The organism is Pseudomonas azotoformans (assembly GCF_001579805.1).
GTDB classification, from domain to species: domain Bacteria; phylum Pseudomonadota; class Gammaproteobacteria; order Pseudomonadales; family Pseudomonadaceae; genus Aquipseudomonas; species Aquipseudomonas azotoformans_A.
Map to the genome: position 1 here is coordinate 2,780,206 of NZ_CP014546.1, position 14,912 is coordinate 2,795,117.

Annotated in this window: 12 protein-coding genes and 1 pseudogene; 9 read left to right on the forward strand and 4 right to left on the reverse strand. The window is 59.1% G+C overall.

Going from position 1 to position 14,912, the window contains the following annotated elements:
* Positions 1 to 9: 9 nt before the first annotated feature.
* Positions 10 to 1,629, reverse strand: a complete 1,620-nt coding sequence (locus tag AYR47_RS12830; protein WP_033896380.1) for an FMN-binding glutamate synthase family protein — start codon at positions 1,627 to 1,629, stop codon at positions 10 to 12.
* A 28-nt stretch (positions 1,630 to 1,657) separates the two neighbouring features.
* Positions 1,658 to 2,419, reverse strand: a complete 762-nt coding sequence (locus AYR47_RS12835; RefSeq protein WP_061435459.1) for a helix-turn-helix transcriptional regulator — start codon at positions 2,417 to 2,419, stop codon at positions 1,658 to 1,660.
* A gap of 93 nt (positions 2,420 to 2,512) precedes the next feature.
* Here AYR47_RS12835 and AYR47_RS12840 point away from each other — a divergent pair, with 93 nt between their 5' ends.
* The 6 genes and pseudogenes from AYR47_RS12840 to AYR47_RS12865 all read left to right on the forward strand — a co-directional run.
* A complete protein-coding gene (locus AYR47_RS12840; RefSeq protein ID WP_061435461.1) occupies positions 2,513 to 3,334 on the forward strand; it encodes a carbon-nitrogen hydrolase family protein in 822 nt (273 codons plus the stop codon).
* A 134-nt stretch (positions 3,335 to 3,468) separates the two neighbouring features.
* The gene (locus AYR47_RS12845) at positions 3,469 to 4,794 is read left to right on the forward strand and encodes an APC family permease (RefSeq protein WP_033896383.1); all 1,326 of its coding nucleotides are present in this window, start codon (positions 3,469 to 3,471) and stop codon (positions 4,792 to 4,794) included.
* A gap of 100 nt (positions 4,795 to 4,894) precedes the next feature.
* The gene (locus AYR47_RS12850; protein ID WP_033896384.1) at positions 4,895 to 5,167 is read left to right on the forward strand and encodes a type B 50S ribosomal protein L31; all 273 of its coding nucleotides are present in this window, start codon (positions 4,895 to 4,897) and stop codon (positions 5,165 to 5,167) included.
* Positions 5,168 to 5,332: 165 nt separating this feature from the next.
* Complete coding sequence (locus AYR47_RS12855; protein WP_033896385.1) at positions 5,333 to 5,611, forward strand: type II toxin-antitoxin system RelE/ParE family toxin; 279 nt, start codon at positions 5,333 to 5,335, stop codon at positions 5,609 to 5,611.
* 8 nt (positions 5,612 to 5,619) lie between these two features.
* Positions 5,620 to 5,925: a HigA family addiction module antitoxin gene (locus AYR47_RS12860; protein WP_033896386.1), complete on the forward strand. Its 306-nt coding sequence runs from the start codon at positions 5,620 to 5,622 to the stop codon at positions 5,923 to 5,925.
* A 185-nt stretch (positions 5,926 to 6,110) separates the two neighbouring features.
* Positions 6,111 to 7,442: pseudogene (locus AYR47_RS12865) on the forward strand (HD domain-containing phosphohydrolase); the annotation flags it as partial.
* 46 nt (positions 7,443 to 7,488) lie between these two features.
* Here AYR47_RS12865 and AYR47_RS12870 read toward each other — a convergent pair.
* A complete protein-coding gene (locus tag AYR47_RS12870) occupies positions 7,489 to 11,664 on the reverse strand; it encodes a hypothetical protein (protein ID WP_061435463.1) in 4,176 nt (1,391 codons plus the stop codon).
* Between the two features lie 211 nt (positions 11,665 to 11,875).
* Between AYR47_RS12870 and AYR47_RS12875 the strand changes: the two genes are divergently transcribed.
* Positions 11,876 to 12,283: an NUDIX hydrolase gene (locus AYR47_RS12875; protein WP_033896388.1), complete on the forward strand. Its 408-nt coding sequence runs from the start codon at positions 11,876 to 11,878 to the stop codon at positions 12,281 to 12,283.
* The gene (locus AYR47_RS12880; protein ID WP_033896389.1) at positions 12,280 to 12,783 is read left to right on the forward strand and encodes a GNAT family N-acetyltransferase; all 504 of its coding nucleotides are present in this window, start codon (positions 12,280 to 12,282) and stop codon (positions 12,781 to 12,783) included. The genes AYR47_RS12875 and AYR47_RS12880 overlap by 4 nt, the downstream gene beginning before the upstream one ends.
* On the opposite strand, the gene metR is transcribed toward AYR47_RS12880, so the two are convergent.
* The gene (gene metR, locus AYR47_RS12885) at positions 12,780 to 13,697 is read right to left on the reverse strand and encodes a transcriptional regulator MetR (protein ID WP_033896390.1); all 918 of its coding nucleotides are present in this window, start codon (positions 13,695 to 13,697) and stop codon (positions 12,780 to 12,782) included. The two genes, AYR47_RS12880 and metR, sit on opposite strands and share 4 nt — an antisense overlap.
* Positions 13,698 to 13,891: 194 nt before the next feature.
* Between metR and AYR47_RS12890 the strand changes: the two genes are divergently transcribed.
* Positions 13,892 to 14,911, forward strand: a complete 1,020-nt coding sequence (locus tag AYR47_RS12890) for an alpha/beta fold hydrolase (RefSeq protein WP_061435465.1) — start codon at positions 13,892 to 13,894, stop codon at positions 14,909 to 14,911.
* Position 14,912: the final 1 nt, after the last annotated feature.

Genomic DNA, 14,912 nt, shown 5'->3' on the forward strand with positions numbered 1-14,912 from the left:
TGCGGCTCCTTACGCGGCGGCAACTTCATGGGGCTCGAAACTGTCCGCCCGTGCCATCTGCCACATGCGTGAATAGAACTCGCCATTCACCTCGCCGGTCAGCAGTTCACCTGGCTTGAGGAACACATGCAACTGCGAGAACAGCTTGATCTCGGTCGCCGACATGCGCCGTACCAGGTGCTTGGCCGACAACTGCGACGGATGATCCAGGCCTGCAGCAGCGAGCATTTCGGCGAGGGCCTTGAGAGTGTTGCGGTGGAAGTTGAACACGCGCTGGGCTTTGTCCGGCACCACCAGCGCACGTTGGCGCAGTGGATCCTGGGTGGCCACGCCGGTCGGGCATTTGTTGGTGTGGCAACTCTGGGACTGAATGCAGCCGATGGCAAACATGAAGCCCCGCGCCGAATTGGCCCAGTCGGCGCCGATGGCCAGGACGCTGGCGATGTCGAACGCGCTGACGATCTTACCGCTGGCGCCGAGCTTGATCTTGTCGCGCAGGTTCAGGCCCACCAGGGTGTTGTGCACGAACAGCAGGCCTTCACGCAGCGGTACGCCGATGTGGTCGGTGAATTCCACGGGCGCGGCGCCGGTGCCGCCTTCCTTGCCGTCGACCACGATAAAGTCCGGGAGGATGCCGGTTTCGAGCATGGCCTTGGCGATGCCCATGAATTCCCACGGGTGGCCCAGGCAGAACTTGAAGCCCACCGGTTTGCCGCCGGACAGTTCACGCAGTTGCGCGATGAACTGCATCAGTTCAATCGGCGTGGAGAACGCGCTGTGGCGTGACGGCGAGATGCAGTCCTCACCCATCAGGATGCCGCGGGTGTCGGCGATTTCCTGGGTGACTTTGTGCTTGGGCAAAATCCCGCCATGGCCGGGTTTGGCGCCCTGGCTCATCTTGATTTCGATCATGCGCACTTGCGGGTTCTGCGCCTGCACGGCGAAGCGTTCCGGGTCGAAACGGCCGTCGCTGGTGCGGCAGCCGAAGTAGCCGCTGCCCAGTTCCCAGGTCAGGTCGCCGCCGTTTTCACGGTGGTAGGGGCTGATGCTGCCTTCACCGGTGTCGTGGGCAAAGTTGCCCAGCTTGGCGCCCTGGTTGAGCGCGCGAATCGCGTTGGCACTCAACGAGCCAAAACTCATCGCCGAGATATTGAACACCGATGCCGAGTACGGCTGCGTGCATTGCGGGCCGCCGACCATCACGCGAAACGCGCTGGGATCGCTCAACGGCGCGGGGCGCATGGAGTGGCCGATGAATTCGAAGCCCGACTGGTACACGTCGATCAGGGTGCCGAACGGTTTGTCGGCGGTTTCATTCTTGGCGCGCGAATACACCAGTGAACGCTGGGCCCGGGAGAAGGGCAGGGCGTCGCTGTCAGACTCCAGCAGGTACTGGCGGATTTCCGGGCGGATGGCCTCCACCAGGTAACGGATATTGCCCAGGATCGGGTAGTTGCGGCGCACGGCGTGGGGGCTTTGCAGCAGGTCGAAAATACCGATCAGGCTCAACACGCCCGTGACCAGGGTGATCGGCCACAGCCATTCGTGTTCGATAAAGGGGAGGCTGGCGAGGGTGAAAATGACGCACACGGCAAAGAAGGCGTAACGGCTTAATAACGACAGGCTCATACGGTTTTCCTTGGTTCGGACTCATCGGCTAGGCGTTTTGCGCCTGTAGAAAGATCGAGAACAGCTCTGACTGGGATTTGATCCCTAGCTTGCTGTAGATGTGTTTCTTATGGACTTTCACGGTTTCAACAGAGATTTCCAGCTTACGAGCGATTTCCTTGCTGGAGCAACCGCTGAGCATCAAGCGGCCCACATCCAGCTCGCGGGCAGTGAGTTGCGCGCCCCAGTCATCATTCTGGATCGGCTGCGGGGTGCTGACCTGGTTGAGTTCATGGGGCAGGCGTTGGCGCAGCAGGCTCACGACCCAGGGTTGAATCAGCGATAGCAGGGCGATCTGCTGCGGGTCAAAGCGCTGCTTCGAGCCCAGCGACAGGCACAGGGTACGCCCATCCGGCAGGTGGCAATTGAATTGGATCTCATCAGCGACCACGTTCAGGCGGAAGTAGCGCTGGTAGTACTCGGTGAGTTCAAAGTGTTCCGGCGCCACTTCGGCCAGACGCAAAAGCCCGGTGCGCGCGTGTTCGCGGCTGGCGATGTAGAAGGGGTCGAGCAGGTACAGGCCGTTGAGGTAGTCCTGGAACAGGTGGTCCGGCGTGCCGTCGACGCCTGGGCATTCGGCGAACACCAGCGGTCGGTGCGCGCTGCTGAACAGCAGGGCTACCCAGCTGTCGGACGGCACGTATTGGTCCAGCAATCGGACAAGCTGGGTCCAGAAGTTGGGCTGGTCCAGCGCGTCTATCATTTGCCCCACCGCACGGTGCCAGGCGATGTCTTGCAGCGACATGGTCATTGATCTACCCCTATCGGGTTACCCCCGCCGCGTGATTCCCTGGTGGGTTGAGGCTGCGCATACTGCGGCACAGCTAAAGAACAAGGAATACCCATGAAGGTCGAATTTGCCCAGTTGGCCGGTCGTGATAACGATACAGCTTACAACCTTGAGCGCGCCTTGGCGGCCATTGCTGCCTGCGCCGACGATACGCAACTGATCGTATTCCCGGAAACCCACCTGACCGGTTTCCCCACGGCCGAGACCGTTGCGGCCATCGCCGAGCCGCTGGATGGCCCCACCGTGCAGGCGATTATCCAGGCCGCCCGTGCGCGCAACGTCGCCGTGGTCATCGGCATCGCTGAAAATGATGGCGGCCAGTTCTACAACGCGACCTTGTTGATCAATCCCGAAGGCATCGCCCTGAAGTACCGCAAGACCCACCTGTGGCCGTTGGAGCGCGGTGTGTTCAATCCTGGCGACCGTTACCCCACCTGTATGTGGAACGGTCTGCGCGTCGGCCTGTTGATCTGCTACGACATCGAGTTCCCCGAAACTGCCCGCGCCCTGGCGCAATTGGGCGCCGAGTTGCTGATTGTCACCAACGGCAACATGGACCCCTACGGGCCTACCCACCGCACCGCGATCATGGCCCGTGCCCAGGAAAACCAGGCATTTGCGCTGATGGTCAACCGGGTGCAAGAGGGCGATGGCGACCTGGTGTTCGCTGGCGGCAGTGCGTTGGTGGACCCGTTTGGCACGCTGCTGTTTGAAGCCGGGCGTGAGGAAGGGCAATACACGGTTGAGCTGGATCTCGACCGACTGGCGGCGGCTCGCAAGGATTACCGCTACCTGGATGACCAGCGCATGAAATTGCCGGGTGAGGTGATTGAACGCGCAGACGGGACCCGGGAGCTTTTGATCCCAAAACCCTGACCCGATCGTGTGGCACGGATGCCGTTGTGGCGAGGGAGCAAGCTCCCTCGCCACAGGTGACAACCATAAAAACAGATTCCGCTTCACCCACTTCAGTTCTGCCATAAATCTAATAATTGCGCGGAGAATCACCCATGGCTCGTTTGCAACGCACCCTGTCGTTAGGGTCGGTGGTGCTGTTTGGCATCGCCTATATGACGCCGATCATCGTGCTCGGCACCTTCGGCATCCTGGCGCAATCCACTGCGGGCATGGTCCCCGCCGCTTACCTGGCCGCCCTGGTGGCGATGTTTTTCACCGCCATGAGTTACGGGCGCATGGCTTCGGCGTTTCCGGTGGCCGGTTCCGCCTACAGCTATGTGCGCAAGGCCATCAGCCCCAAACTGGGCTTTATCGCGGGTTGGGCGGTGTTGCTCGACTACCTGTTCTTGCCCATGGCTATCTGGCTGATCGGTGCGGCGTACCTCAATTCAGCGTTCCCGGCGGTGCCGCAGTGGATCTGGGTGCTGGCCTTTATCGGCATCACCAGCGCCATCAATATCGTCGGTCTGAAGCTGGCCAACGGCATCAATGCGTTGCTGATGCTGGTGCAGTTCCTGGTGCTGATTGCGTTTGTGGTGCTGTGCATTCACTACATCGGTGGTGACGCAAGCAAGCCGCTGTGGACCATCGCCCCCTTCTTCAACGGCCAGATGCACATGCCGTTGATCATGAGCGGTGCAGCCATCGCTTGCTATTCGTTCCTGGGCTTTGACGCGGTGAGTACGCTGACCGAAGAAACCCGCGACCCACGCCGCACCATCCCACGGGCGATCATGTTGATCACCTTGATTGGCGGCCTGATCTTCGTGGCGGTGTCCTACTTTGTACAGATTGCCCATCCGTCGTTCGAATTCGCCAATGTGGATTCGGCGGCGTATGAAATTGCGCGCAATATCGGTGGCGACCTGTTCGTGTCGATCTTCCTGATCGGCCTGATTGTCGGCCAGTTCGCCTCGGGGCTGTCGGCCCAGGCCAGTGGTTCGCGCTTGCTGTTCGCCATGGGCCGCGACGGTGTGTTGCCCAAGTCGTTCTTCGGCGCTTTGCATGCGCGCTTCGGTACGCCGGTCAACAGTATCCTGCTGTGTGCAGTGGTCGCCCTGTTAGCGTTGAAGCTGGACGTGACCACCTCCACCTCGTTCATCAACTTCGGTGCATTCCTGGCGTTCAGCCTGGTCAACCTGTCGGTGATTTTCCACTACTGGATCGGCGCCAAGCAGCGGGGGGCGCGTGAATTGATCCTGTTCCTGGTCTTCCCGTTCATCGGCCTGTTGGCGGACCTGTGGTTGATGGTCAGCCTCGATCATCTGGCGATCTATCTGGGCCTGGTGTGGTTGGCGATCGGCCTGGTTTACCTGGGCGTGCTGACTCGCGGGTTCTCACAGCAGCCACCGGAGATGGACTTCCAGGAAGCCGCATAGAAGCGACGGGCCTATTCTTATTGCAATCGGTTCTCGTTTGGGTGCATGATTTGTGTTACTGTATAACACATCAAATGCACCTAGACGCCCCGGAGGCCTTATGAAAGCTGGTATCCATCCCGACTATCGCACCGTGCTGTTCCACGACACTGCCGCCGATGTGTTCTTCCTGATCGGCTCCACCGCCGACAGCGACCGCACCCATAAACACAGCGACGGCAACACTTACCCGTATATCCCACTGGACGTTTCCAGTGCCTCACACCCGATCTACACCGGCCAACAGCGCAAGACTCAGGTCGAAGGCCGCATCGCCGGGTTCAACAAGCGTTTCGCTTCGTTCGGTTCAAGCCCGAAAAAAGCTGACGCGTGAGGTTTACAGGTTTCACCTCGAAGGCCGCTCCGGAATCCGGAGCGGCTTTTTTGCTTCGGTGCTGACCGTTTGTCGCTACATCCCTGAGCGTGCTCAATGACCCGTTGAATATCCTGGGAACCCGTGTAGAGTTTGGCGTTAACGAATAACGTTAAGCATTAAGCGATGATCAGAAGCTTCAAATGCGTGGATACCAAAACCCTTTTTGAAACCGGTCGAATCCGGCGCTGGTCTGCCATCGTGTCGGTGATTGAACGAAAGCTCAGCATGCTCGATGCGGCCATTGATCTTGCCGACTTGCGCTCGCCACCTGGAAACAGGCTGGAAGCACTGTACGGTGACAGAGAGGGGCAGCACAGCATCCGAATCAATGGTCAATTCCGGATCTGTTTCATTTGGGGGCCCAACGGTCCGCAAAACGTTGAAATTGTGGATTACCACTGAGGTGAATCATGTTTAAAAACGGCATGCGTCCCGTACACCCTGGAGAGATTCTCAAGGAAGAATACTTGGAGCCGTTGGGCCTTACGGCTGCAGCCCTCGCGCGGGCGCTGCATGTCTCCGCGCCCACGGTGAATGACATTGTGCTGATGCGCCGTAGCATCAGTGCTGATGTGGCGCTTCGCTTGGCCGCTGCGTTGGAAACATCCGCGCAGTTTTGGCTTAACCTGCAGACCGCTTATGATTTGCGTACGGTGGAAATTGCCAAGGGCGCTCAGATATCCAAGGAAGTGGAGAAAGTCGCGCATTGCGCCTGATGTTCCACTACTTCTTCAAACCCGGCGAGAGTGTCGGGTTTTATTGGCGATTGAAAAAGAGTGATGCCTAAAAGCCATTACTTCTCAAAAAACCGACTAAGCTACTCAGTAATAGGTAAATCAGTAAGCGCCAGGGAGGCAGACCCCGACCATAAGGACCGCACACCGACGATCCGAGGTGTCCCATGGGAGAGTCAGTCACTTTTACCGATGCCGAACGTGCCGTGGTGCTGTTGATCGATGCCCACCCGGACGTCCTCAATAGCCTCACCCAACTGTTGCGGCTGGAACCCTTCGACCTGCACAGCGCCACCTGCGCTGTCGATGCCCTGGCCATTCTCGCCAGCCAAACCGTCGACCTGGTGATGAGCGCCGCGCGCCTGCCGGACATGGACGGCGCCTCGCTGCTGGCGCATATCCACCAGCACTACCCTCACACCGTGCGCATTCTGCTGACCGGCGAAACTGACTTGACCCTGATCGTCAAAGCCATCAACGAAGGTGAGATCTACCGCTACCTGAGCAAACCCTGGAAGGATGACGAATTGCTGTTGGCGTTGCGCCAATCCTTGGCCCATCAGCATTCCGAACGCGAACGCCTGCGCCTTGAACAGCTGATTCAGCAGCAGAACGAAGAACTCAAGCAGCTCAACGCCAGCCTGGAAAAACGCGTGGCCTCGCGCACCAGCGAGTTGCAGCAGACCGCTGACATGCTCGACTTGGCCTACGAAGAGCTCAAACACAGCTACGCCACCGGCACCGAGGTGTTCTCGCTACTGGCCAATCTGCGCCTGCCGCGAGCCAAACAGACCAACCGGCAGATCATCGAATTGGTTCGCACTTGGTGCAACACTCATGGTCTGGACGAGGCCAGCAACCGCGACCTGACCATGGCCGCCGCGCTCTACAACATCGGCAAGCTGAGCTGGAGCGACAGCATGATGGCCTCGCCCTCGGACCTGCTGCACAGCAGCGACCGTGAACGCTATCGCGCCTACGCCACCCAGAGCGAATCGTTGCTGATGACTCTGGAACCGATGAAAGATGCCGCGCGGCTGATCCGCCATCACCAGGAGCGCTGGGACGGCAGCGGTTTCCCGGATCACATCAAGGGCGAGGCGATTCCCGCCGGTTCACGCCTGTTGAAACTGGCAGTGGATTTTATCGAGTTGCAAAAGGGCCTGATCCTGGAGCGGCAGATGAACAGCGATGAGGCGTTGTTGTACATCCGCAAATACGCCGGGCGGCTGTATGACCCACAGATGGTTGAAGATTTCGTGCTGGTGTGTGCCACCTACCTCAATGACGTGACGCTGGGCGACCCGAACGTAAAAGTTCTCGGCACTCGCGAACTGGAGGAGGGCATGGTGCTTGCCCGTAGCTTGAATGCCGACAACGGCATGCTGCTGCTCAACGCCGGGAAGGTGTTGAACCTGCCGTTGGTGGACAAGTTGATTGCGTTCGAGACAATGGAAGGAGCCAGGTACAGCGTATTTATCAAGGTCGGTGATGGAGTGTTGCTAACCCAACAGTATAGCGCCAACACCTTGGGTGGCGGGGCTCCTACACCCCCCAGACTTTCGGCTTACTGCCGTGATAGTCGATGATTCCCCTGACGACGTAGATGTCCTTCCCGTCCTCCTTGCCTTTCTTTTCAACCGCCACCCGCCATCGACCCCGGCCTGTTCCGCTATCCAGTTGCGGTAGGTCGACATAAGTGTAGTTGCCGATTTTTTTTCGGCTGACGCGGCCTGCTCGAATATCCTGAATGATTTCTTCAACTTTGGTTTTGGCACTGATGGGCAGCAGCGCCAATTGAGCGTCTGCCAGTTCATCTAATGTCACGATGTTGATCGCGGTGTCGCTGGACGCAGAGGTTTCTGGAGGGGGCGGTGTTCCAGGCTTGCGGGGTGGTTTTTCAATTTTGTGTTTGGGCACGCGTGACGGTGAAAGCTCCAAAGGCGTTGAGAACTGCGGGATGTTTTTTTCAAACGCCACGATGCTGATACTGTCTACGACTTTCAGGCCCGCATCCGCTCCATGCGCGTCACCGTAAGACAAAGCAATATAAGGAACACCGGATTGCTTGAACTCATCGGAAAAAGAAACGACGCCCAGGCTGTTGAAAAGTTCTACTCGTTTGTCGATTCTGAATTGGTCCAATGTTTTCTGTATCTCTGGGGCAGACAGCAGGCGCTTCAATGCGTCCTCGGGGGTTAGTTTGTGATCGGACGCTATTTTTCCGAGAATTGCCCGGCGCCCTTTTTCGTCCAGGAACGCATTGAGCGTATCGTTGCTCCAAGTGGATAGCTGGAATTTTTGGTCGAACTTCTTGAGGTTGTTCATCTGTTTTTGTGTGAATGCATAGCCTACAAATTGCGCCCCGGTGTTGTGATCGATAACGCTGATTGATGCCCGGATGTGTTTTGAGAAGTCGTCATTTTTCCCAATCAAGCGCTTTATTTTTATGAAGAGTTTTTCCATCTCCATGGGAGAGAGTGTCAAGTAGTTGGAGAGGCCTTCGGTCGTCTTGTTCAAGTGCAGGTAGATGTTCGCGTCGAACCTGAGCTCCAACAGCGTGTTGCGTAATATCGGCGTTTGGGGCACGTCGTATTCACCCGAAACGATACGGCGAAAAGTGACCTCGTCGACCCTTAGCCGTTCGAGTGCTTGATCACGTAGCTTTTGTTTCTGCGGACCACTGAGCGTCTTGATGGCTTCTGCGTATTGTTGGTATTCCGTAGAGGACGTATAGACGCCGAGAGCCCTGGTCAGATCGTCATCCAGTTGCTGTTCAGCGGTGAGCGGTCGCAGGGCGCTCATCACCGGTCCTCCTCCCCTTGTCGTGCGTTCAAAGCGGGGCTTCCAGCTTTTGGCGTCGCCTGGAGCTACCATAAAGTCCGTTTTAAGGCCGAGCGGGTCTTTGACATAGCGCGCGCCATCTTCGACATAGGACGGGTACAGGTAATAGCGACCGTCATCCGCCCGCATGGCAATGAATTGGTTGTTGCGGCTGTCGATAAAACTGGGCGCGCTCAGATTGCGCGACAACCTGTAATGGTGCGTTTGTGCAAACGCCTCCACGTCAAAAAGCGTGTCGATGGGATCAGGTAACCGATACTCCGCGACGTTGACCCAGGCGGGGTCCAATGGTCGAATGGAGGTCGTTGCAGCCTTGATACCGGTGACGCGTGCGCCTGCACGGTTACCCAGCAGCCCTGGGATACGACGCCCCAGTTTTTGCGCTCTGCGTACCCCCCCGACGACAGCGCGATGCAGTAACGTGTGCACCGTCTTGACCATCAACAGGTCCACCAGGAAGTCGGCTAGTTCAACCCCGAACGCAAAGGCATTCACCGCCGATTCCCATGCAATTTGTGCGTTGCTGCGTGAACGGTGATCGGCATGCGCCAGTCGAAGGCCAAGGTGCGCCGAATACAGAAAGGCCTGCAAGTCACCCGTTGTAGGGCTCAAGGTGTAGCGGTTTGCACTGCGCGTATCTGTGAAGATCCGTGCAAGCTCCTGCGTATCTTGAGTGGCCATTCGCTGGGTGAAATAGGTGCGCCATTGTGGTTTTGCTTTGAGTGCATCCAGTTCCCCAAGCCCATTCACCAGTTCCCGGAAGGGTGCGTCATCCGGCGCATCTGGGGTGTAGAGGACACTGACACCCCCTGGCTTTGTGTGTTTTCGATGGATGATCAGCACGCCGTTGATGACCTGCCCCCCGCGCCCACTTTCCAGCTCGCTGCCCATCACCAATAGGTGGGTCACGATATCGAACGTGCCGACCTTAGGCCGGGTTGCCGGAACCGGAAAGTGGGTGATTGCATGTATCCAGTCAAACCCACTGCCTGGCGTTTTGAATGTGAACAGGTCAGAGACTGCGGGGTTCAAGCGGCTCTCAAGGCCCTCCTTGCGCATTCTTGCCGTATTCGCCTGTTGCCAGGCCGTGGATAGGGCCCGCCCCTCGCCACTTTGTGAAAAAGCTGATTTGAGGTAATCGTCATATTTTTTGCCAATGTTGGCCTCGTGGGCGAGTGCGCGTAAATCTGCATCGCCGAGCCTGCCGACTTTTGTCCCTGAGCGGTCGAATAGGCCGGCTGTGGCGGTGACCGACCTGTGTACTTCATGCGGCGACCACGGATCGACGTTACGCCGTGCGTAACTTGCCAGTGTGCGCAGATCCACGACCACCTTGGTTTTCCATTTACCCTTTGTCAGCACCCGCCCTTTCAAAAAGAGCGGGATATCGATGTTCGGGTCTTCGCTGATGTAAACCGTGTTGGCCTGTTCATCGCGATACCCCTTCACTTCGACGTCCGCAGAGGATGAAACGCGCAGCTTTACCAGGCTCTCGTAGGGGGATAGGTCAATCTGGGCAAATTCCGGTTTTTGTCGTTTCAGTACCCTGCTGACTTCGTCTTCTGAGAAAGCGGCCAATGACAAAATCTGCTCAAGCAGCGGTATGAGCGAGTCATGGCTTGCAATCATTGCTGCTTCATATTGACGGTACTGGACCTGATCCCGCGGGCTGGCGGCTTTCAACCAATCGGGTTCGTGCGGCTTGACCAGCCTCAGATTTCGGGCAGCAAGGGCTGTGGATGCATCCAACAGCGGTGCCAGGTACGCGGCGCAGTCAAGTTCGCCGGTCATCGGTAACGTCGACTTGCGCAGGAGTGCTCGGGTATTGAAGTATTGCCGCACTCGCAGCGAGCGAATGCTGTAGGCAATGACATCGGCCTTAATCATCGGCGGATTACCTGTCAACACAGGGGCGCCGTTCAATGTCTCGCGCGCTGCTGCCGGTATCGAAGCGGCTAGTAGCTTGCCTGCCGATTCGTTTTCGCGCAGCCGGGCCTCCACCGATTCGTTCAACCGCCCCAGATTTTCGTATTCTTCAAACCCTTCGCCTGGGGTGTAAAGCAATACGCTGCCCGTTGGCGGCATGACTGCGGTGGTGCTCAAGATGAACGCGCTGGCGAACTCACTGCCGTCCGCCAGCGCCAGGCGGTACACGCCGGGCCTTTGCTGGGGGACGAAGGCCATTTCCCGTGCTTCTTGGCTCGGGTATTTCAACACAGAGTCTGCCAGGGTTCGCGCTGCGGTCGACAGCGTGCCGTCCACTGTGCGTAATGCCAATTGATGGGCCAGCACTTGTCGTCGCACCGCAATCAGGCGCTCTTCGATGTTGGGTTGTGCGTCTTTTTTAGCCCTCCAGAACTCGTTGAGTTTTACCGTAAAGGCAATTTCCAAGACGCTGGCCAATGTCGCTGCAGGCTTGGTCACAGTCAGGCGTTTGTCTGCTTCCAGTGTCTGGGCTTCCCGATAGAAATTGCCGGTCTCTTCGATGAGGTAGGCATCGGCATCCAGCATGCGTAAGCGGTTAAGCAGCGATCCAAGCGATTCGCTGCTTAGCAGTCGTGTTTGTCCCTGCTCCGCCTCACGATAACGCGTATAAAAAATCCGATTCGGATCTATAGGCCGGTTCAATTCGGGAAACATGGCGGCCAGTTGCATCTGGTACACCGTCTCCAGGCTCGGTTGTTGCTGCAACAGATCGTCGGTTTGGGCATTGAGGCTGCTCAGTTCGCGAACAAGGTGTGTCTGTTGTTCCTCTCGGCTCTGGTTCGCCGGCGGCTCCACAGGCAGTGTCACAGGCTGTAAAGGGCTGTGTGTCACATGTTGGGCTGGGAGCGGCTCGGGATCGTCATACTGTGGTGTTTGAGGTGGCATGTGCATGCAGATACTCGCATGTAGGGGCGCTGTGTGCTGCTGCGCGGCAGGCCCAGTTGAATGAGAGTTCCGAGTCTAGGGATGGTAGCGAGACGCCTTGCGGTGCATGTGTGTGCTGGTTGCAAGCGTTCAAACTGTGTGCTGGCGGCTGGCCGTTAAGTTGATTGCAGCTGATGTGCATGCGAACCTTGGCGCCTTTTCGCTAGGGGTTAATGTTATGTCCACCACCATTCGTATTGCCGCCGCCCTGCTGATCGGCAGCGACGGCCAGACCCTGCTGGTGCGCAAGCGCGGCACCCAGGCCTTCATGCAACCCGGCGGCAAGATCGACGCTGGCGAGCAGCCTGCGCAAGCCCTGGCCCGTGAGCTGCACGAAGAGCTGAACCTGCGTATCGAGCCCAGCGCCGCCGTCTATCTCGGCAAGTTTTCCGCACCTGCGGTCAACGAGCCGGGTTTTACCGTGGAAGCCGAGCTGTTCCAGGTGCAGATCGATGTGGCGGTCACGCCAGCGGCCGAGATTGAAGAAGTGCGCTGGATCGACCCGGCCGGTGACGGCGGCCTGCAATTGGCCCCGTTGACGCGGGACCTGATCCTGCCGTTTTACCGCGCCTCGCTGACGGCATGATCATTCGCACGCTGGCGGCCAGCGATGCCGAGGCGTATCGGGCGTTGATGCTGGAAGCCTATGGCGTCTATCCCCAGGCGTTCACCTCCAGCGTGGCGGAGCGTGCAGCCATGCCGCTGAGTTGGTGGGAAAAACGCTTGAGCAGTCCGTTGGATTGCTTGCTCGGTGCGTTTGCCGAGGATGAGCTGGCCGGCATTGTCGGCCTGGCGTTTGAGCCGCGAGAGAAAGCGCGGCACAAGGTGACCCTGTTCGGCATGTACGTGAATGCAGGCCACCAACAACAAGGCTTGGGCCGGCAACTGGTGGAAGCGGCACTGGATGAAGCGCGCAAACAGCCGCGCCTCAAAGTGATCCAACTGACGGTCACCGCCGGCAATGACGCCGCCTTTGCCTTGTACCAGCGCTGCGGTTTCATCCAGTACGGCCTGGAGCCGCTGGCGGTGCGGGTCGGTGTGGATTACTTCGACAAGATCCACATGTGGCGCGAGCTGACGCGCTAGCGCACTGCGCTGACCCCATCCAGGGTGGAAAACGACGTGTCCTTGGCCGTCAGCAAAAAGTCGCGCATGTAGGGCGCATCCAGCATGTCCGCACGAATCCCGGCATACAGCGTGGCAAACAAACCTTTTTCACCCAGGCGCTTGGCCTTCACGTAGCCACGCGAGCTGTACTCATGCAGCGCCCAATGCGGCATACCGCACACGCCACGGCCGCTGGCCACCAGCTGCATCATCATCACCGACAGCTCGGACGTACGCACCTGCGCCGGTTCCACATCGGCGGGTTCGAGGAAGCGGGTGAAAATATCCAGGCGGTCGCGTTCCACCGGGTAGGTGATCAGGGTCTCGGTCAACAGGTCTTCCGGCACGATGTAAGCCTTGGTCGCCAGCGCGTGCTGGTTGGCGACGGCGAGCATGGCTTCGTAGGTGAACAGCGGCACGTAGGTGATGCCCGGCAGTTCCAGCGGGTCGGAGGTCACCACCAGGTCCAGGTCGCCACGGGCCAGGGCCGGCAGCGGGGCGAAGGCGAAGCCGGAGGCCAGGTCCAGCTCCACCTCCGGCCAGGCATCGCGGAACTGGTCGATGGTCGGCATCAGCCATTGGAAGCAGCTGTGGCACTCGATGGCCATGTGCAGGCGCCCGGCGGTGCCACCGGCCAACCTTGCGATGTCTCGCTCGGCGCCGCGTAGCAGCGGCAGGGTGGCGTCGGCCAGTTGCAGCAGGCGCAGGCCGGCGCTGGTGAAGCGCAGCGGCTTGGTCTTGCGCACGAAAAGCGGCATGCCCAGGCGCTCTTCCAACTCTTTGAACTGGTGGGACAGCGCCGACTGCGTCAGGTGCAGGCGCTCGGCGGCTTCCACCAGGCTGTCGGCTTCGCGCAGGGCGTGCAGGGTCTTGAGGTGACGGATCTCGAGCACGGGCTCTCCATGAATACAATTTGTGACGAATTCGAATGGCGTGAGTTTGTCTCATGTTGGCATGCCTGTCGATAAGCAGGTCGACAATGACCGCTGGGCACTCTTCATCAAACTGTCACGCAACTGTGGCAGCGCGCTTGAACAAACTTCATCAGACTCGCGCTCTACTGGGGTTCTGCGTTTCGGTGTTTTTCATGCGCGTGTTGCTTTTACTGGCCGCTCTGTTGTTCGGCCTGCCGTCTTTTGCGGCTTCTCGATGTGATGTCAATGTCCCGACCCAAACGGTCGACCTGGCTCAGGTTAGCATCGCCTACCAGAGCATCGGCCGTGCGTCCGATCCGGCGTTGCTGCTGGTGATGGGGCTGGGCGGGCAGTTGATCCACTGGCCGGATGAAGTGGTGGTCGCCCTGTGCCAACAGGGTTTTCGGGTGATCCGCTACGACAACCGTGACGTCGGCCTGTCCACGTGGCGCCAGGCACCGGCCAATGCCAACCTGACCTTTGAAGTGCTGCGCTACAAGCTCGGCCTGCCGGTGGCGGCGCCCTACACGCTGACCGACATGGCTGACGACGCCATCGGCTTGATGGACGCCCTGCAGATCCAGCAGTTCCACGTGCTGGGCGCGAGCATGGGCGGCATGATCGCCCAGCACCTGGCGGCCATGGCGCCGCAGCGGGTCGAGAGCCTTACGCTGATCATGACCAGCTCCGGCGCCGAAGGCTTGCCGGCGCCGAATGCGGCGTTGGTGCAACTGCTGTCGCGGCGCAGCGCTCCAAACCGTGAAGTGGCCCTGGAACAGCAGGCCGATCTGCTGGCGGCCCTAGGCAGCCCGAACGTGACGGATGATCGCCAGGCGCTGTTGCACCAGGCGGCGCTGTCCTACGACCGCGCCTTCAACCCGGACGGCGTGAAGCGCCAGATCATGGCGATCCTCGCCGAGCCGAGCCGCGTACCGTTGCTCAACCAACTGCGCGTACCGACCCTGGTAGTGCACGGCACCGCCGACCCGCTGTTGCCGGTGATGCATGGCGTGCACCTCGCGGCGCATATCCAGGGCAGCCAGTTGAAGCTGATTCCCGGCATGGCCCATCGTTTCCAGGAAGCGTTCAAGGCGCCGCTGCTGACGGCGGTGTTGCCGTACCTGCAAGCCCATCGCGAAGACGCGGCGCATTGGGCGCAGATTGACCTGGGCGAGCCTTCGAAGGTGTTGTGAC

Bases quoted from the DNA above. Each gene is read 5' to 3' on its own strand.
- AYR47_RS12845 (WP_033896383.1), top strand. From the start codon at position 3,469: ATGGCTCGTTTGCAACGCACCCTGTCGTTAGGGTCGGTGGTGCTGTTT.
- AYR47_RS12860 (WP_033896386.1), top strand. From the start codon at position 5,620: ATGTTTAAAAACGGCATGCGTCCCGTACACCCTGGAGAGATTCTCAAG.
- AYR47_RS12880 (WP_033896389.1), top strand. From the start codon at position 12,280: ATGATCATTCGCACGCTGGCGGCCAGCGATGCCGAGGCGTATCGGGCG.
- AYR47_RS12855 (WP_033896385.1), top strand. From the start codon at position 5,333: ATGATCAGAAGCTTCAAATGCGTGGATACCAAAACCCTTTTTGAAACC.
- AYR47_RS12890 (WP_061435465.1), top strand. From the start codon at position 13,892: ATGCGCGTGTTGCTTTTACTGGCCGCTCTGTTGTTCGGCCTGCCGTCT.
- AYR47_RS12875 (WP_033896388.1), top strand. From the start codon at position 11,876: ATGTCCACCACCATTCGTATTGCCGCCGCCCTGCTGATCGGCAGCGAC.
- AYR47_RS12870 (WP_061435463.1), bottom strand. From the start codon at position 11,664: ATGCACATGCCACCTCAAACACCACAGTATGACGATCCCGAGCCGCTC.
- AYR47_RS12835 (WP_061435459.1), bottom strand. From the start codon at position 2,419: ATGACCATGTCGCTGCAAGACATCGCCTGGCACCGTGCGGTGGGGCAA.
- AYR47_RS12850 (WP_033896384.1), top strand. From the start codon at position 4,895: ATGAAAGCTGGTATCCATCCCGACTATCGCACCGTGCTGTTCCACGAC.
- AYR47_RS12830 (WP_033896380.1), bottom strand. From the start codon at position 1,629: ATGAGCCTGTCGTTATTAAGCCGTTACGCCTTCTTTGCCGTGTGCGTC.
- AYR47_RS12840 (WP_061435461.1), top strand. From the start codon at position 2,513: ATGAAGGTCGAATTTGCCCAGTTGGCCGGTCGTGATAACGATACAGCT.